Origin of the sequence: Streptomyces sp. NPDC005791 (assembly GCF_042871485.1) — a bacterium.
Classification (GTDB): Bacteria; Actinomycetota; Actinomycetes; order Streptomycetales; family Streptomycetaceae; genus Streptomyces.
This window is the reverse complement of sequence record NZ_JBIAIP010000034.1, coordinates 1-16,308: the sequence shown is the minus strand read 5'-3', so window position 1 is coordinate 16,308 and position 16,308 is coordinate 1. Positions and strand designations below refer to the sequence as shown.

Annotated in this window: 14 protein-coding genes and 2 pseudogenes; 14 read left to right on the top strand and 2 right to left on the bottom strand. The window is 69.3% G+C overall.

The features are described 5' to 3' along the window. Window positions 1–315: 315 nt before the first annotated feature. A complete protein-coding gene (locus tag ACFYSH_RS33595; RefSeq protein ID WP_388757625.1) occupies window positions 316–849 on the bottom strand; it encodes a GNAT family N-acetyltransferase in 534 nt (177 codons plus the stop codon). Between the two features lie 150 nt (window positions 850–999). Between ACFYSH_RS33595 and ACFYSH_RS33590 the strand changes: the two genes are divergently transcribed. The 7 genes and pseudogenes from ACFYSH_RS33590 to ACFYSH_RS33560 all read left to right on the top strand — a co-directional run bounded on the left by ACFYSH_RS33590 (window position 1,000) and on the right by ACFYSH_RS33560 (window position 7,982). Continuing rightward, complete coding sequence (locus ACFYSH_RS33590) at window positions 1,000–2,961, top strand: acyl-CoA dehydrogenase (RefSeq protein WP_388757622.1); 1,962 nt, start codon at window positions 1,000–1,002, stop codon at window positions 2,959–2,961. A 113-nt stretch (window positions 2,962–3,074) separates the two neighbouring features. Then, window positions 3,075–3,212, top strand: a pseudogene (locus ACFYSH_RS33585) (MoxR family ATPase); the annotation flags it as partial. Further along, window positions 3,199–3,687 (top strand): annotated as a pseudogene (locus ACFYSH_RS33580) (VWA-like domain-containing protein); the annotation flags it as partial. The pseudogenes ACFYSH_RS33585 and ACFYSH_RS33580, both read left to right, overlap by 14 nt. Window positions 3,688–3,852: 165 nt before the next feature. Further along, window positions 3,853–4,932 carry an amidohydrolase family protein gene (locus ACFYSH_RS33575; protein WP_359478991.1) on the top strand — a complete coding sequence of 360 codons (1,080 nt, stop codon included), beginning with the start codon at window positions 3,853–3,855 and terminating at the stop codon, window positions 4,930–4,932. A gap of 109 nt (window positions 4,933–5,041) precedes the next feature. Further along, window positions 5,042–7,045 carry an NAD-binding lipoprotein gene (locus ACFYSH_RS33570; protein WP_388757619.1) on the top strand — a complete coding sequence of 668 codons (2,004 nt, stop codon included), beginning with the start codon at window positions 5,042–5,044 and terminating at the stop codon, window positions 7,043–7,045. Between the two features lie 167 nt (window positions 7,046–7,212). Further along, window positions 7,213–7,593 (top strand): hypothetical protein, encoded by a 381-nt coding sequence (locus ACFYSH_RS33565; protein ID WP_388757616.1) that lies wholly within the window; start codon window positions 7,213–7,215, stop codon window positions 7,591–7,593. A 212-nt stretch (window positions 7,594–7,805) separates the two neighbouring features. Then, window positions 7,806–7,982, top strand: a complete 177-nt coding sequence (locus tag ACFYSH_RS33560; RefSeq protein ID WP_359479000.1) for a hypothetical protein — start codon at window positions 7,806–7,808, stop codon at window positions 7,980–7,982. A 54-nt stretch (window positions 7,983–8,036) separates the two neighbouring features. On the opposite strand, the gene ACFYSH_RS33555 is transcribed toward ACFYSH_RS33560, so the two are convergent. Then, entirely contained in the window at window positions 8,037–9,113 is a 1,077-nt protein-coding gene (locus ACFYSH_RS33555; RefSeq protein ID WP_359479003.1) for a hypothetical protein, read from the bottom strand. Window positions 9,114–9,386: 273 nt separating this feature from the next. On the opposite strand from ACFYSH_RS33555, the gene ACFYSH_RS33550 reads away from it, so the two are divergent. From ACFYSH_RS33550 to ectA, 7 genes are all read left to right on the top strand, one after another. Continuing rightward, the gene (locus tag ACFYSH_RS33550; protein WP_388757613.1) at window positions 9,387–10,127 is read left to right on the top strand and encodes a DUF1684 domain-containing protein; all 741 of its coding nucleotides are present in this window, start codon (window positions 9,387–9,389) and stop codon (window positions 10,125–10,127) included. 38 nt (window positions 10,128–10,165) lie between these two features. Then, entirely contained in the window at window positions 10,166–11,683 is a 1,518-nt protein-coding gene (locus tag ACFYSH_RS33545) for an ABC transporter substrate-binding protein (RefSeq protein ID WP_388757611.1), read from the top strand. Next, window positions 11,683–12,648 carry an ABC transporter permease gene (locus ACFYSH_RS33540; RefSeq protein ID WP_359479011.1) on the top strand — a complete coding sequence of 322 codons (966 nt, stop codon included), beginning with the start codon at window positions 11,683–11,685 and terminating at the stop codon, window positions 12,646–12,648. The genes ACFYSH_RS33545 and ACFYSH_RS33540 overlap by 1 nt, the downstream gene beginning before the upstream one ends. Continuing rightward, entirely contained in the window at window positions 12,645–13,523 is an 879-nt protein-coding gene (locus ACFYSH_RS33535; RefSeq protein ID WP_388757607.1) for an ABC transporter permease, read from the top strand. The genes ACFYSH_RS33540 and ACFYSH_RS33535 overlap by 4 nt, the downstream gene beginning before the upstream one ends. Then, on the top strand, window positions 13,520–14,320 hold the full coding sequence (locus tag ACFYSH_RS33530; protein ID WP_388757604.1) for an ATP-binding cassette domain-containing protein: 801 nt from the start codon (window positions 13,520–13,522) through the stop codon (window positions 14,318–14,320). Before ACFYSH_RS33535 ends, ACFYSH_RS33530 begins: the two co-directional genes overlap by 4 nt. After that, window positions 14,317–15,081, top strand: a complete 765-nt coding sequence (locus ACFYSH_RS33525; protein ID WP_359479020.1) for an ABC transporter ATP-binding protein — start codon at window positions 14,317–14,319, stop codon at window positions 15,079–15,081. Before ACFYSH_RS33530 ends, ACFYSH_RS33525 begins: the two co-directional genes overlap by 4 nt. A gap of 567 nt (window positions 15,082–15,648) precedes the next feature. Next, window positions 15,649–16,206, top strand: a complete 558-nt coding sequence (gene ectA / locus ACFYSH_RS33520) for a diaminobutyrate acetyltransferase (RefSeq protein ID WP_359479023.1) — start codon at window positions 15,649–15,651, stop codon at window positions 16,204–16,206. The last annotated feature ends 102 nt before the right edge of the window (window positions 16,207–16,308 follow it).

Below are 16,308 nucleotides of genomic sequence, written 5' to 3'. Positions count from 1 at the left end.
CCAGTATCGGGGCGACCCTCCGCCTTGCGATCGCACGCACCAGACGCCGCCAGGCCCGCCCTTCGGGCGGACGGCGCTACTTTCGAAACACGCCCAAGCGCGTCGACGCTCCGGCCCGGCTCTACCCGCACGTGGTCGAGGCCCTCGCGCAGCGCGAAGGCCGTCGTCGTGGGACCGGTCCTCGAACCCGGCACGCAGCTGGGGCCGGTCAACAATGCCCCGCAACCGGCCCGAGGCGGGCCGCGTGGTCAAACAGGGAGTCGTGGCGGTGGGTCTCGATTGGTCGCCGTCCAGCCGGCCCGACAGGGCGCGCACTCAGGAGGCGAGGCTGCCGGGCAGTGTCTTTTCCCAGAACACTTCATCGCGCCATGCGCCGCCGGCGAAGAAATGATCATGGGCGATGCCCCAGGGGGTGAAACCGTGCTTGCGCAGAACCGCCTGAGACGCGAGGTTGTCCAGCTGGGTGTGTGCCTCCACCCGGTGCAGGTCCAGCTCGTCCTCGGCGACCCGCAGCGCCAGGCCGACGGCACGGCTCGTGTGCCCGAGGCCCTGGTGGAGCGAAGAGACCCAGTAGCCGAGGAAACCCTTTCGGAACGGGCCGCGCAGGATCGAGCTGACACCGACTTGCCCGATGACGGTCTCGTCGCTGACCACGACGCCGGGCCACGCGAGCCCTTCGGCATGGGAGGCCAGCAGGGATGCGATGACGGAAGCTTGTCCATCGGGCGTGTAGAACTCTGCGGACCTCGCGGGCAGCCAGCGCGCATACGCCTGCTTGTCCCGGGTGAGCAGGCCGGCGAGTGCCGGGCCGTCCGAGGGCTCGACCAGTCGCATCAGCGTGGGGCTCACGGGTGTTCTGCTGTCTGTCAGCCGCGGCCGTCGGTCGGTTGCGCGGAAGCTACGGGAACGCGCTCGGTGATCGGCCCAAGGGTATCGCCTCGCCCGGGTGGCGAGCACGGTCGACCGCTTGATCGTCCCTGGGCGGGGTAGCGAAGTGGCATGGCCACTGACAACACATCCCCTGCTGCGAGCGGATACGTGCAGCCCGAGGTCGACGTCCGGGCACTGACCGAGGTGCTCGACGGCGAGTACGCCGAGATCCGCGACCTCGTCCGGACCAACCTGGTGACGCACGCCTCCGTCCTCGAGGAGGCCGACGAGCTCGGCGTCGACGCGTTCCGCGAGCGGGTGCGCGAGCTCGTGGTCGAGATGGCTGCGACAGGCCAGACCGGCATGGGTTTCCCGAGCAGGTACGGCGGGGGCGGCGACATCGGAGCCTCGATCGCCGCGTTCGAGACGCTTGCCTTCGGCGACCTGTCGGTGCTGGTGAAGGTCGGCGTACAGTTCGGGCTCTTCGGCGGCGCGATCCTGCATCTGGGCACCGCACGTCACCACGATGCCTATCTGCCGGACCTTGTCACCGGCCAGCTGATGGGATGCTTCGCGATGACCGAGACGGGGCACGGCTCCAACGTCCAGGCGCTCGGCACCCACGCGAGGTACGACGCCGACGGCCAGCAATTCGTCATCACCACCCATGGCGACCAGGCGCGCAAGGACTACATCGGCAACGCCGCCCGCCACGCCGAGCTGGCAGTCGTCTTCGCCCAGCTGGAGGTGGGCGGGAAGTCCGAAGGTGTGCACGCGTTCGTCGTGCCGATCCGGGTCGACGGCGAGGTGGCGCCCGGCGTCCGGATCGAGGACGACGGCCGCAAGATGGGTCTCAAGGGCGTGGACAACGGCCGCATCTGGTTCGACGATGTGCGGGTGCCACGCGAGGCGCTGCTCAACCGGTTCGCCGACGTCACCGCCGAAGGCGTCTACGAGAGCTCGATCGAGAACCCCGACCGACGCTTCTTCACCATGCTCGGCACGCTGGTGCAGGGCCGGGTCAGCGTCGGCGGCGCCGGGGTCAACGCCGCCAAGGTCGCCCTGACGATCGCCACGAAGTACGCCGTACGGCGCCGGCAGTTCGAAGCGGCCTCGGACACGGAGGAGCAACTGCTCCTCGACTACGGCCTGCACCAGCGTCGTCTGCTGCCGCTCATCGCGCGTACGTACGCGCTGCACTTCGCGCAGGACGTCGTACGCACGCAACTGCACGAAGTCTTCTCGGGCATCGAGGACGACGCGCACGCGCGTCGTCGGCTGGAGTCACGGGCCGCCGGCACCAAGGCGCTCGGTACCTGGCACGCCACCCGCGTCGTCCAGGAGTGTCGCGAGGCCTGCGGCGGCGCCGGGTATCTCGCCGTCAACCGGTTCGCCGCACTCAAGGGCGACAGCGACATCTTCACCACCTTCGAAGGCGACAACCACGTCCTGCTGCAGCTCGTGGCCAAGGGCCTGCTCACCCATCACGCGAGTGAGTTCGAGGACCTGGACCAGCTCGGCATGGTCCGCTACGTCACCAACCTCGCCGTGGAGACGGTCATAGAGAGGACTTCGGTCCACAAGCTGCTCGAGCGGGTACGTGACCTGCTGCCCGGCGGCGACGAGTGGGATCAGGAAGCCGGCCTGCTCGACTCGGAGTACCAACTCGCCATGCTCCGCTACCGCGAGGAGCACATGCTCTCCGGCGTGGCCCGCCGGCTCAAGCGCGGGATCGACCAGAAGCGCAATCCCGGCGTCGTCTTCTCGCAGGTGCAGGACCACGTCATCGCAGTCGCGCACGCACACGTCGAGCGGCTGGTGCTGGAGGCGTTCGTCGACAAGGTGCGCGCACTGCCCGAGAACGGCAACAAGGTCGCGCTGGGCTTGCTGTGCGACCTGTTCGCCCTGTCGACGATCGAGGCGGACCGAGCCTGGTTCATGGAGCACGGCCGGCTGACCGTCCAGCGTTCCAAGGCGATCAGCCGTGAGGTGAACGACCTCTGCCGAAAGGTCCGGCCCCTCGCGGTCGGGCTCGTCGACGCCTGGGGCATCCCGCCCGAGATGCTGCGCGCGCCGGATCTGGTGGGCTGACCCATCGGCCTCGCACGGCCGGTCCCGCACCGGCTCGCCGATATTCGGCTGCGGATCATGAGGCCTCCCATACTGGGCGGGCTCGATCTCCCGCGTCCCGAAGGACCCTCAGCGTGCAGGCTGCCGTCACCGTCACCCCCGCCCGTCTTCCCGAACTGCTGCTCGGACTCGCCGCCGTGCGGCCCGTGTTCCTCTGGGGAGCGCCCGGGATCGGCAAGTCCTCACTCGTACCCGGCGGAGCCCGTACGCTCCTACGCCCGCCCCGCCCGGCGGCAGGCATCGACTCCGGACATCCCGCGTGCCGGCCGGTACTTCCCTCCCGAGGAGACGGCCCGCTGCACCTTTGGCGTCGTACTCGACACCTCAGGCTCGATGAGCAGCCCTCTGCTCGGCAAGGCCCTCGGGGCGATCGCCTCGTACGCGCAGGCACACGACGTACCGGCGGCGCGTGTGGTGTTCTGCGACGCGGCGCCGTACGACGCGGGGTACCTTCCCCCGGCCGAGATCGCCGGCCGGGTTCGGGTGCGTGGCCGGGGCGGTACAGAACTGCAGCCGGGCATCGACCTGCTGCACCGGGCCGACGACTTCCCGCCGGCGGCCCCGGTGCTGGTCATCACGGACGGCTGGTGCGACACGCTGCGGATCCGGCGCGAGCACGCCTTCCTGCTCCCGCAGGGTGCCACTCTGCCCTTCACGCCGCGCGGCCCGGTGTTCCGGTTGAGCTGAGGTGTGGCGCACGGCGCCCACGGCGCGCGCTCCACGCTGCGTCCGTCCGAGGGAACCGACCCCGAACAGGGCACGCCGTGACGGCCGTGGGCCCGCCTCCGGGCCATCGTGGAGCGGCTGACTGCCGGGCGCTACAGATGGGATACGCGGATGTCGGAATCGGCCATGAGTCGGCGCAGTCTGCTCATCGCCAGCGGGGCGATGGCGGCCACCGGCGCCGCCACGGGCGGGTCCAGTGCTCTGGACAAGGGAGAAGCGGTGCTGGGGGGCTCGGGGAGCGGTGAGGACGCCGGCCGGGCGAAGATCGACGTCCATCACCATTTCACCGCTCCGGCGTGGGTGGACTGGGCCGAGCGCGAGGGCTTGGTGCGGCGGGAGGAGCTGCCGTGGTGGGCGCGTTGGGACGTGGACTCCACCCTGGCGATGATGGACCGGGTGGGAATCGCCACCGCAGTCCTCAACCCGACCATGCAGGACCGGTACAGCTCCGCGGCGCAGGCCAAGGAAGGTCTCACCGTCGTCTTCGAGGAGCTGGCCGATATCGTGGCCGCACACCCGGGCCGTTTCGCCGTCCTCGGCCCTGCCGTCATGGACCATCCCGAAGTGACCACATGGGCTCTCCGACGCGCCTACGACGAACTCGGCGCCGTGGGGGTCAGCATGAAGGCCAACTACAACGGTGTCTATCTCGGTGATCCCTCCTACGACCGCCTCCTCGCCGAGCTCGACGAACGCGCCGCGGTCCTCTTCACTCACCCGCTCGACCTGCCGGGCGGACCTCCCGGCGAGCCCACCGTCCCCGGGATCCCGAACTTCATGTGCGATTTCCTGCTGGACACCACGCGTGCCGCTGTGAACCTGATCCGTACCAGGACACTCGAGCGCTACCCGCGACTGTCGGTCATCCTGCCGCACGGCGGCGGATTCCTCCCCCAGATCGCCACCCGCATGAAGGCCTTCGGCGACTTCTGCACCCCACCGCTCGACGCGGCCCGGGTGCAGGACCATCTCCACCGCTTCTCCTACGACACGGCGGGTCCTTCGGCCCCCTCGGGCACTCTCGTCGCCACCGCGGGTGCCGACCGGATCCTCTTCGGCACCGACTGGCCTGCCGCCTCCGCCAACATCATCACCGACTTCACGGTGCCTGCTGTCGAGACCGACCCCGCCCTCACGGACCGCCAACGGCGCGGTGTCTACCGCGACAACGCGCTCCGCCTCATGCCCGCGCTGCGGCGCGCCTGACATGGCAGGCGCTTCCAAGGAGGTGCGCTGATATCCGCCTGGTCCTCTAAAGGATGAATCACTGCCGGATACCCGTATGCCGTGGTCAGCGACTCTTCACGCTGCTGCTGTGCACAGGACGAGCGATGATCAGGGCGGGCGCCTGCGGGCCGGGATCGCCAAGGTGGGGAAGCAGCGGCGGAGTCAGGACGCCCCGGCGGCAGCGGCGGGCCCCACGGTGGGCGTGCCGCGCCGGGCGGCGCCGGGTGAGCGGGCGCGGTACTGGTTCGACAACACGCTGGCAGGTGGAGCCGCCGCCCTCATCGGTTGGCTCGCTGTCGCGTGCCTGGTCATTGTCGTCCCGGCGAGCGCCGTCCTGGTATGGACGGATGACCGGGCCCCCGACGACCGGTGGGCGAAGGCCGCGGCGGTGTGGCGGAGCGTCGGACAGACACTCCGGCTGGGTGGAGAGGCCGGATCGCCCCTGCGCGTCACGCTGTCGGTCCTTCTCGCCCTGGTCGCCCTCTTCTACGTGTCCACCCTCGTCAGCCTGATCACCGCCGCGATCACCGAGAAGCTCCTCGCCCTCCGCCGCGGCCACTCCACCGTCCTGGAGGACGGCCACACCGTGGTACTCGGCTGGTCCGACCAGATCTGCACGGTCGTCGCGGAGATCGTGGAAGCCAACGCCAACCAGGGCCGGAGGGCCATCGTCGTCCTGGCCGACCGGGACAAGACGGACATGGAGGAGGAGTTGCGTACCGAGGTGGGCGGCACAGGGGGCACCCGCATCATCTGCCGCAACGGGCGCCCGACAGACCCTGCCGCACTCGAACGGGTCAGCGCGGCAACGGCGGACGTCGTCCTGGTCCTCCCGCGCGACGAACCCGGGGAGGACGCCGAGATCGTCAAGAACCTGCTGTCCCTCCGTGCGACGATCGACGGCGACTGCCGCGCCCGGATCCTGGCTGTGGTCCGGGACGGCCGCTATCGGCTCGCTGCCACGCTCGCCGCCGGCCCGGGTGCCGTCATCCTGGAGATCGACGACATCACCGCGCGGCTCGTGGCGCAGTGTGCCCGGCAGCCAGGACTGTCGGTCGTGTACCAGGAGTTGCTCGACTTCGCCGGAGACGAGTTCTACGTCGTCGAGGCGCCGGCCCAGGCCGGTCGCACGTTCACCGAAGTCCTGATGGCCTATCCGACGTCGACCGTGGTCGGCATCGTGCGGGCGGACGGGGCGTTGCGGCTCGCCCCGCCACCCGACACGCTGGTCCGTACAGGTGACCGGCTCGTCGTGATCGCGGAGGACGACGACACCACGGTGGCGGCCCCTGAGCCGGCGGCTGTCGACGCGTCGGTCATCGTGTCCCGGCCACCGGCAGCGGCGCGGCCCGAGAGGATGTTGCTGCTGGGATGGAACCGCCGTGCACACAGCATCGTCCGCCACCTGTCCGACCACGTCACCCCCGGCTCGGTCCTCCACGTCGTGGCAGACGGCGGGGAGTCCACCGCCGCGGAGGTGCGGGCCGCGGAGGCTGCGGTATCCGCCGGCCTCACGGTGGAACTCCAGCCTGGAGACCCCACCCTGCCGGAGGCGGTGAACAGGGTGGATCTCGCCTCGTACGACGGCGTCATCGTCCTCGGCCCCGACCGCGGGGCCTGTGACGGCGCCCCGGACGACCGCACGTTGGTCACCCTGCTCCTCCTTCGCGACCTGGAACGTACATCGGGGAGCCCGGTCGCCGTGGTCACCGAGATGACCGATGACCGCAACAGGGCGATCGCGCCGGTCGGCCCAGGTACCGATTTCGTCGTCAGTGGCAAACTGGTCGGCCTCCTGATGTCGCAGATCTCGCAGAACTGGCATCTCGCCGAGCTGTTCGAGGAACTCCTCGCTCCTGGCGGCAACACGATCCAACTCAAGCCGGCCGGCCACTACGTGAGGACGGGGTGCCACGCGGCCTTCGCCACTGTCGTCGCATCGGCTTCGCGCCGGGGGGAGTGCGCCATCGGGTACCGGTGCCGCGACCGCGCGACCTCGGGCCCCGACTACGGAGTGCGGGTCAACCCCCGTAAGGACGACGTCCGGCGCTGGGGTGAGAGCGACGATGTCATCGTGATCACCCGGCACTGACCTGCTCGCGGTGTTCCGGACGCCGAAGCAGACCCGTCCGGACAAACCCCGTGCTGAAGTGGGCAGTTGAGCCTGCACGGGTGAGGTGGAATGTCGGAGATCTGACGCTTGATCTTTCAACATCTGCACTGTTAGCGTCGGCGCGACGTCTAAGGAATGGATCCCCCATGCGTTTGAGGACCATCGCACTCGCAGCGATACCCGCAGCCTTCCTCGGTGTTATGGCTTCCGCGCCCAGTGCCTCGGCGTGGTCTTCGGCCAACTGCACGGAGGGTAATTTCTGTGTCTGGGCCGACTACTGGTACGGCGATACCGATACGCCTCCGTCGCTGGCGACCGACGGTGAGTGGTCCGGCGGTGCGCGTGGCCACATCTACTACAACAACACGTCCCGGGACGTCACGATGACGTACGTCGTCGTTCAGGACGAGGGGCAGGGCCCCACGTACACGGCATGCGTCAGCAAGGGGCACGGGAGTTACTTCACCCGGCCCATGTCCGTCACGAAGGTGGTTTGGCGCGAGGACGACGGTAGCCCCTGCTGGTGACGACTCGAACAGTACGTTTCCCGCGGTCGCCGCCGTCGCCGCGGTCCTTGCGGGGAACGTACTGCCCGCGTCGCCGGACATCGCCGACACGGTCACGTGTGCCGTGACATGCCCTGGCGGCAGGGCCGGCCCCGGTCGTACGTCGACGAAGTGGTCGTCGTGTACGACGACTCCGAGGGGCACATCACGCCTTCTACACCAAGGGCGAGACGGTGGCCACCACGGGGTTCAACACCTCCTGGAGCGCCCCCGGCCCGCTCCGGATCGGCCGCGGCCACACCGCCGACGGCGGCTGGGGCGAGTACTTCCACGGGGGAGCGGACACCGTCCGCGTCTACGGTGGCGCCCTCACCGCGGCGCAGGCGAAGTCGTTCGCCTGCCCCTACTGAGGCGCCGCTGCCCGAAACCCGCCCGGACGGCGGCGCCGCATCTCGGCGTCGCCGTCAGCACCAGCGGGTGCGGGGGCAGTTCCAGTCGCCCCCGCCGTCTCCGCCGGACGAACCGCCTGAGCTGCCGGAGCTGTCCGGCAGACCGTTCGGGAAGGTGCTGTCGCGGTTCCGGTCGCCGGGGAACGGGTCGCTGTAGTCGGGATCGCCGTCCTTGTCCCGGTCGGGGAGCCTGGCATCGTCGCCGTCCTCCCGGCCCGGTTCCGGGCAGCCGTTGTCCGGGTCGGTCAGTTCCAAGGTCACCCACGTGTCCAGTGTGACGTCCCCGCCCTCGCCCGGGTCGGTCACGCAGACACGCCAGTCGTCGTACTCGCCCTCGTCGGGCAGCTGGTCGTTGAGGTACACAGTGTCCGCCCGCACGCGGTCGTCCGCGACGATTCCGAGGCCCACGACCTCTTTGTGCGCCGTCTTCCAGGTCTTGCGGACCAGATCCGGCATGGCCGGCCACGGAATGGCTCCGCCGTCCGTCCCGGGGCACGGGGCGCCGGTCTGCACGGCGCCGAAGTCGATCGTCCTGGTGCCGGACCGGGTCCAGCCGGTCTCCTGGAAGCAGACGGTCCAGTTGGACCGCATCCAGATGCTCTTGTCGTCGTCCGAAGCGTTGTGGTCGCCCACGCCGAACCCGGCGGCCTCGGCAGCGTCCCGTGCCTCGTCCAGCCGCCGATCCCGGTAGTCGGCCGCCGTCGGCCGCGGCTCGGGGGCCGGCTCCGTCTCGTCGACAGCGGTCGAGGGCGTCGGCGAGGCGAACAGGCCCGCCGGACGTTCCGTTGCCGCTGACTTGCCGTCGGCCTTTGCCGCGGTGTCCTCGGGCGGGGCCGGAAGCACCGCGCCGAGCAGTGCCATGGCGCCGATCGTGGCGGCCACCTTCACGGTCCTCTGCCAGGGGTTGCCCTTCCAGATCAGGACGATCGTGAAGACCAGCAGCAGGAAACCGAGGTACTCGTTGATCAGCCCGAGCAGGGGCACGGCGAGCACGAAGCCGACGCGGGCCGGGGTGGTCAGCCACCACCGGGTGACGGGCGGGGCCGGGCGGCGTGCGGGCGGTGGTACCGCAGGCACGGAGGGACGTGGCATGGGCGCCGTTCTTCTCTTGAGCAGGGGCATGACGGTCCGACGGCCCCGCGAGGTCACTCCGGGCGTCTGTCGAGCGCTGGCATCGTACTCGGCGCGCGAAGGCGGCTGCTGACGCAGCGGTGGCTGCCGACCGTCCACGCCACCGGAAATCTGTCTCACCATGTGACACAGACGTTTGACATTAGATGGGCTTATGGACAATAAAGGTGATGCTTTGGCCATTTATTCACGTCCTGCTTCCCAGAGGCTGTGAGGGCTGCTCCGCCTAGACGAATGAGTAACGCCGTGTCCCACTCCGTCCCCGCCCGCGTGTCAGCCGATCCGGCAGAGGAGTGGGAGGCCTGGCGCGCCGGGCGCCATCAGGCGCTCATGTCGCCGACGGGCAACCTCGCCCTGGTGGAGACCCGCTGGGCCCCGGCAGGCGAGGTCCCGGACGCGGCGGAAGCCCGCGCGGACCGCCCGGAGACCGTGACGGTCACCACCCTCCGGCGCACCGACCTGGTCACCGGTGAGCCCGAGCACGGGTTGCGCTTCTGGGACGCCGACGCGCCCGCCATCCGTCACTTCGAGCGGGTGGACGTCTTTCCCTACGACCCCGCCTGGGTCCTGGAAGCGTCCTACACACCCGTCGCCGGCGCCCGGAGCATCGCCTTCGAGCACATCCGGGACAACGGCGGCAGCCGCGACCTGGTCGTCCCCGGCGACATCACGCTCACCGTCGACGGTCGCGCGTACACCCTCAGCGCATTCGACGACGACGGCACCCTGCTGCTGGTCTTCGGCGACCCGACCAACGGTGACACCACCTACGGGGCCGGCCGCTTCCTCTTCGTGCGGCGCACGGACGACGAGAGCCGGGTCGTCCTCGACTTCAACCAGGCCTTCGTGCCGCCCTGCGGATTCTCCGATCAGTACAACTGTCCGATGCCGCCGCGGCAGAACCGCTTCCACCTGCCCGTCGAGGCCGGCGAGAAGCTCCCCGTCTTCCGCGCCGGCTTCGACGCCCAGCACTGATCACCCGCAGCTCCCGGCACCGAAAGAGCCCCCACCCCATGAGTACCAAGAAGAACGTCCTGTACGGCACCGCTGCCGTCGCCGCCCTCGCCCTGGCCCTGACCGCATGCGGCGGCTCCGGTGGCTCCGACGCCTCGGGCGGTACCTGGGACAAGGACGCGGTCGTCAACATCGGCTCCCTCTACGAGCCGCAGAACCTCGACAACACCGCCGGTGGCGGCCAGGGCGTCACCGAGGCGCTCAACGGCAACGTCTACGAGGGTCTGTTCAGGCTGACCGACGACGGCAAGGTCGACAAGCTCCTCGCCCAGGACTACGAGACCAGCGCCGACGGCCTCACCTACACCTTCACCCTGCGCGACGGCGTGACGTTCCACAGTGGCAAGGAACTCACCAGCGCGGACGTCGAGTACAGCCTGGAGAAGGTGATCGCGGACGATTCCCAGTCGGCCCGCAAGAGCAACCTCAAGGTCATCGAGGACATCGCCACCCCCGACACGCGGACCGTGAAGATCACGCTGTCCAAGAAGTCGATCTCCTTCGTCTACAACCTCTCCTACGTCTGGATCATCAACTCCCAGGCGCAGAACCTGAAGACGACCGAGGACGGCACCGGCCCGTACACCCTGGACAAGTGGACCCGCGGCTCCGCGCTGAGCCTGAACCGCTTCGCCGGCTACTGGGGTGACGCCGCCGCGAACAAGCAGGTCGTCTTCCGCTACTACAAGGACGCCACGGCACTCAACAACGCGCTGCTGACCAACGCCGTCGACGTGGTCACCAGCGAGCAGTCGCCCGACGCCCTGGAGCAGTTCAAGAACAACGGCACCTACACGGTGAACGACGGCGACTCCACCACCAAGCTGCTGCTGGCGTTCAACGACAAGGCCAAGCCCTTCACCGACGTCAAGGTGCGCCAGGCCGTGTCCGCCGCCATCGACGACGAGAAGCTCCTGGAGTCCGTCTGGGGCGGCTACGGCAAGCCGATCGGCTCGATGGTGCCGCCCACGGACCCCTGGTACGAAGACCTCACCGACGTCGATGTCCACGACGTGACGAAGGCCAGGAAACTGCTCGCCGAGGCCGGTTACGCCAAGGGCTTCAGCTTCACCCTCGACACCCCCAACTACGACCCGCACCCGACGGCCGCGACGTTCATCAAGTCACAGCTCGCCGAGGTCGGCATCACCGTCAAGATCAACACGATCACACCGGACGAGTGGTACACGAAGGTCTACAGGAACCACGACTTCACGGCCACGCTCCAGGAGCACGTCAACGACCGTGACCTGGTCTGGTACGGAAACCCCGATTTCTACTGGGGTTACGACGACCCGCAGGTCACGAAGTGGGTGGAGCAGGCCGAGGAAGCGTCCAGCACCGCCGAGCAGACCGACCTGTTGAAACAGGTCAACCGGAAGACCGCCGAGGACGCCGCAAGCGACTGGCTGTACCTCTACCCGCAGCTCGTCGTCGCGAACAACAAGCTGTCCGGCTACCCGCTCAACGGCCTCAACTCCCAGTTCTTCGCCTACGACATCGAGAAGAAGGGCTGATGGCGCGCTATCTGCTGCGCCGGCTCGCCTTCCTCGGAGTGTCGCTGGCCCTGGCGAGCGTGGTGCTGTTCGTGCTGCTGCGCCTGCTGCCCGGCGACCCCGCCAACGCGCTCACCGCGGTCGGCGCCAGTCCCGGACAGATAGCCGCCGCCCGCCACTCCATCGGCTCCGACCGGCCGCTGCCCGAGCAGTTCACCCACTGGCTCGGGCAGCTGGCCGGCGGCGACCTCGGCACCTCGTTCGTCAGTTCGCTGCCCGTGGCCCCCGAGGTCACCGCCCGGCTGAACGTCACCGTGCCGCTCACGCTGGCCGCCTTTGTCCTCGCCGTCCTGGTCGCCGTACCCGCCGGGTTCGTCGCCGCGCACAAGCGGCGCACCTGGTACGGCGCGCTGCTCAGCGGCGTGTCCCAACTGGGCATCGCCATACCCGTGTTCTGGCTGGGCATGATCCTCATCGCGGTCTTCGCGCTGAACGCGGGCTGGCTGCCCTCCGGCGGCTTCCCGCAGGACGGCTGGTCCGACCCCGCCGAGGCGGTCCGCTCCCTCGCCCTGCCGGTCGTGACCATCGCCCTGGTGATGAGCGCGTCCCTGATCCGCTACGTCCGCTCCGCCACCCTCGACGTCCTCGGCAGCGACCATCTGCGCACGGCGCGCGCCCTCGGCTCGTCCTTCGGCCGCGCCATGTGGCGGCACGGTCTGCGCAACGCCGCCGTGCCGGTCATCTCCATCCTCGGCATCGAACTCGCCTCGACGCTGCTCGGCGCCGTCGTCGTGGAGTCGGTGTACGCCCTGCCCGGCCTCGGCTCACTGCTCGCCACCGGCATCGCGCAGCACGACTACCCGGTCATCCAGGGTGTCCTGTTCGTCTCCACCCTCGCGGTGCTGGTGATCGGCTTCGTCGCCGACCTGGTCCAGCGGATCATCGACCCGCGGCTGCGCGGCCGGCTCTCGGGAGGTGCCCGATGACCGGGACGGACCTGCTCACCCCCACGAAGTCCTCCACGAGGCCCCCCACGGAGCGGCGTTCCCGGCGCTCCGTCACCCTCCTCGTCGGCTGCGTACTCGCCGGTCTGATCGCGCTGCTCGCCGTGGTGTCGTTCTTCTGGCTGCCCTACGACGCCGAGGACACCTCCGGCGGACGGCTCGCCGGACCGGGCGCCGGCCACCTGCTCGGCACCGACAAGCTTGGACGTGATGTGTTCACCCAGGTGATGACCGGCTCCCGCATCGCCGTCGAGGCGGGGCTCGGGTCGGTGACCATCGCCGCCGCCGTCGGCGTCACCCTGGGCCTGCTCGCGGCATTCGCACAGGGGTGGATCGACGACACGCTCTCCGCGTTCCTGGACATCCTCATCGCCTTCCCGACGCTGTTGCTGGCGATGCTCATCGTCGCCGCGCGCTCGGCGACTCTCGGCTCGGCGGTGCTGGCGATCGGCCTGGCGCAGAGCGCGGTCGTGGCGCGGCTGGTGCGCATCCTGGTCAAGCGGGTCCTGGCGCAGGACTACATCACCGCCGCCCGTACCTCCGGAACCTCCTGGCCGCGAACGGTCCTCTCCCACGTCCTGCCCAATATCTGGCCGACGCTGGTGGTCAACCTCGCGCTGCAGTTCGGTCTCGCCGTGCTCGCCGAGGCGGGGCTGTCCTACCTGGGTCTCGGAACACCGCCGCCCAACGCCTCCTGGGGCCGCATGCTCCAGGAAGCGCAGGCTACCTTCACCACGGCGCCGGCCGGCGCGCTCGCCCCCGGCATCCTGCTCGTACTGCTCGTCATCGGAGTGAACCTCATCGCCGACGGCCTGCGTGACACCCTCGACCCGGCCACCCGGCGGAGGCGCGCGTGACTCTCCTCGACGTACGCGGACTGACCGTCCACGCCCCCGACGGCCGGACCCTGGTCGACGACCTGTCCTTCACGGTGGCCGGCGGTGAACGGCTCGGCCTCATCGGCGAATCCGGCTCCGGTAAGTCCCTGACGACGCTCGCGGTGCTCGGACTGCTGCCCGACGGCATGAAGGCGGCCGGCAGCGTGGCACTGGCCGGGACGCAGACGGTGGGCGCCGCCGAGAAACGGCTCACCGCCGTCCGCGGGCGCGACGCGGCCGTCGTCTTCCAGGAGCCGCTGACCGCGCTGGATCCGCTGATGCGGCTGGGCCGTCAGATCGCCGAACCGCTCGCCCGCCGCACCGGCCTCAAGGGAAGAGCCCTGCGTGAGGCCGTGTACGACGCCCTCGAGCAGGTGCGGCTGCCCGAACCCGACCGCGTCGCGCGCGCCTTCGCACACGAGGTCTCCGGCGGTCAGCGCCAGCGCGTCGCCCTCGCGATGGCGCTGGCCTGCGAGCCGAAGCTGCTCATCGCCGACGAGCCCACCACCGCCCTGGACGTGTCCGTGCAGGCGGAGATGCTGGAGCTGATCGACGGCCTGGTGCGCGAACGGGAGATGGCCGTGCTGTTCGTCAGCCACGACCTCGCCGTCGTGTCCAGGGTCACCGACCGGGTGCTGGTCATGAGGGACGGCCGGGCTGTCGAGGAGGGCGCGGTCCACGACATCGTGCGCGCGCCGCGTGAGGAGTACACCAGGGCCCTGGTCGCCAGCGCCCGGAAGCTGGAGTCCGCCCTGGACCTGAGGAGCCCGCGATGACACCCGTGCTGGAACTGAAGGACGCCGCGGTGCGCTACCGGGGCACGGCGGCCGACGTGGTACGGGACGTGTCCCTCGCCGTCGAGGCCGGCGAGAGCCTCGCGCTGGTAGGGGAATCCGGCGCGGGCAAGACCACGTTGCTACGCCTGCTGCTGGGCCTGGCCCGCCCCACCACGGGCACCGTCCTCTTCGACGGGGCCGGCCTGAACCCGCGCGACCGCGAGCAGATGCGTCGCTTCCGGCGCGGCGTGCAGTGTGTCTTCCAGGACCCGTACGCCTCGCTCGACCCGAGCCGGCGGGTCGGCGCGATCGTGGCGGAACCGCTGCGCTCGCTCGGCCTGGACACCCGCGCCACGGCGGCGCCCAAAGTGGCGGCGGCGCTGGAGCGCGTCGGCCTCCAGGCCGACGCCGTCGACCGCTACCCGCACGAGTTCTCCGGCGGGCAGCGCCAGCGCATCGCGATCGCCCGGGCCACGGTCTGCGACCCACGCGTCCTGCTGGCCGACGAGCCCGTCAGCGCGCTGGACGTCACCACCCGGGTGAAGGTCGTCGACCTGCTGGCCGAACTGAAGGGGGAGCGGGGGCTGACACTGGTCATGGTCTCCCACGACCTGTCGGTCGTGGCTTCGTTGTGCGAGCGCACCGCCGTGCTGGAGCGCGGTCTGGTCGTCGAGCAGGGAGCCACCTCCCAGGTGCTCGGCGCACCGGAGCACCGGTACACCCGCCGGCTGATCGAGAGCGTGCCGCGGCTGCCCCACTGACCGGGCCCGAGGTGCGGGGCCCGCCTGCATGTGTGACGGCCGCTGCCTTCGGAGGTAGCCGAGGAGGCGCCATCCCGAAATCCTGTGCGAAAAATTTAGCATTCACTCTGTTCTCCGATTCTTTCTCATGCTCGACACGTGTGGTGCCAGGCAGCCGGAAGAATGCATAGAGGGCGAGTGAGTGCAAGTGGAGACGTCCATTGCGTGAGTTCTCTCGGTTATGCGAGGCGATAGCGCCCGCGGTGGGTGGGACGCACCGAAGGCCCGGGGTTGCGGCAGTCCACCTTTCGGGAAATAGTTATTCGTGCACTGTTCGGAGCGGCTGTGTCCTGTGGCCTGGGAGAGATTGTTGTTCTAGCATGATTCGGGTCAGCGTTTTCCGAGGAGAGATAAATTCGGAAATCTGACATGCGGCCTGTTGTCCTGAATGCGTTTCCTCGGAGGTGAATGTCAGGCAACGGCTTGGCTCCGCACTGTGCAGACTCGCGCTCCATCCGAGCAGCTTCACACGCTTCTCGCGGGAATTGTCCCGCCTGGTGCACCGCTGTGAGACGGAGGTGTGGATCCATGGTGAAGCCGAAAGAGCACATGGAAGAGCCCACGATCGAGGACGGTGCTTCGATGTGGCGTATCGCTCGCGATGCCCGTGTGCTCGACGTGAATTCGTCCTACAGCTACCTGCTGTGGTGCCGTGATTTCGCGGCGACCTCCGTGGTCGCCCGCGACGAACGGGGCAAGACTTTCGCCTTCGTGACGGGCTACATCCGCCCCGAACGGCCAGGCACGCTCGTCATCTGGCAGATCGCCGTGGATGATCACCGTCGCGGTCGTGGCCTGGCCGGCGCCATGCTGGATCACCTCGCCGCCCGCCTGCGGTCCCGGCAGATCATCCAGCGCCTGGAGACGACCATCAGCGCGGAGAACGAGGCGTCGCGCCGGCTGTTCCTCTCATTCGCCGAACGACACGGGGCGGCACTGGAGCGTGAGCTGTTGTTTCCCGCACGGCTCTTCCCTGACGTACATGAGTCCGAACACCTGTACCGCATCGGACCCCTGGCTCGACCGCCGATCCCGTCGCTCGCAGCCCAGCACCCGGATACTTGCAGCACTAGGAGCGCGTCATGAGGACGAACACCCCGCCCGCCCTGAGTGTCTTCGAGACCCTGGAGTCGGAGGTACGGAGCTACTGCCGTGGTTGGCCCGCGGTCTTCGACCGCGCACAGGGCG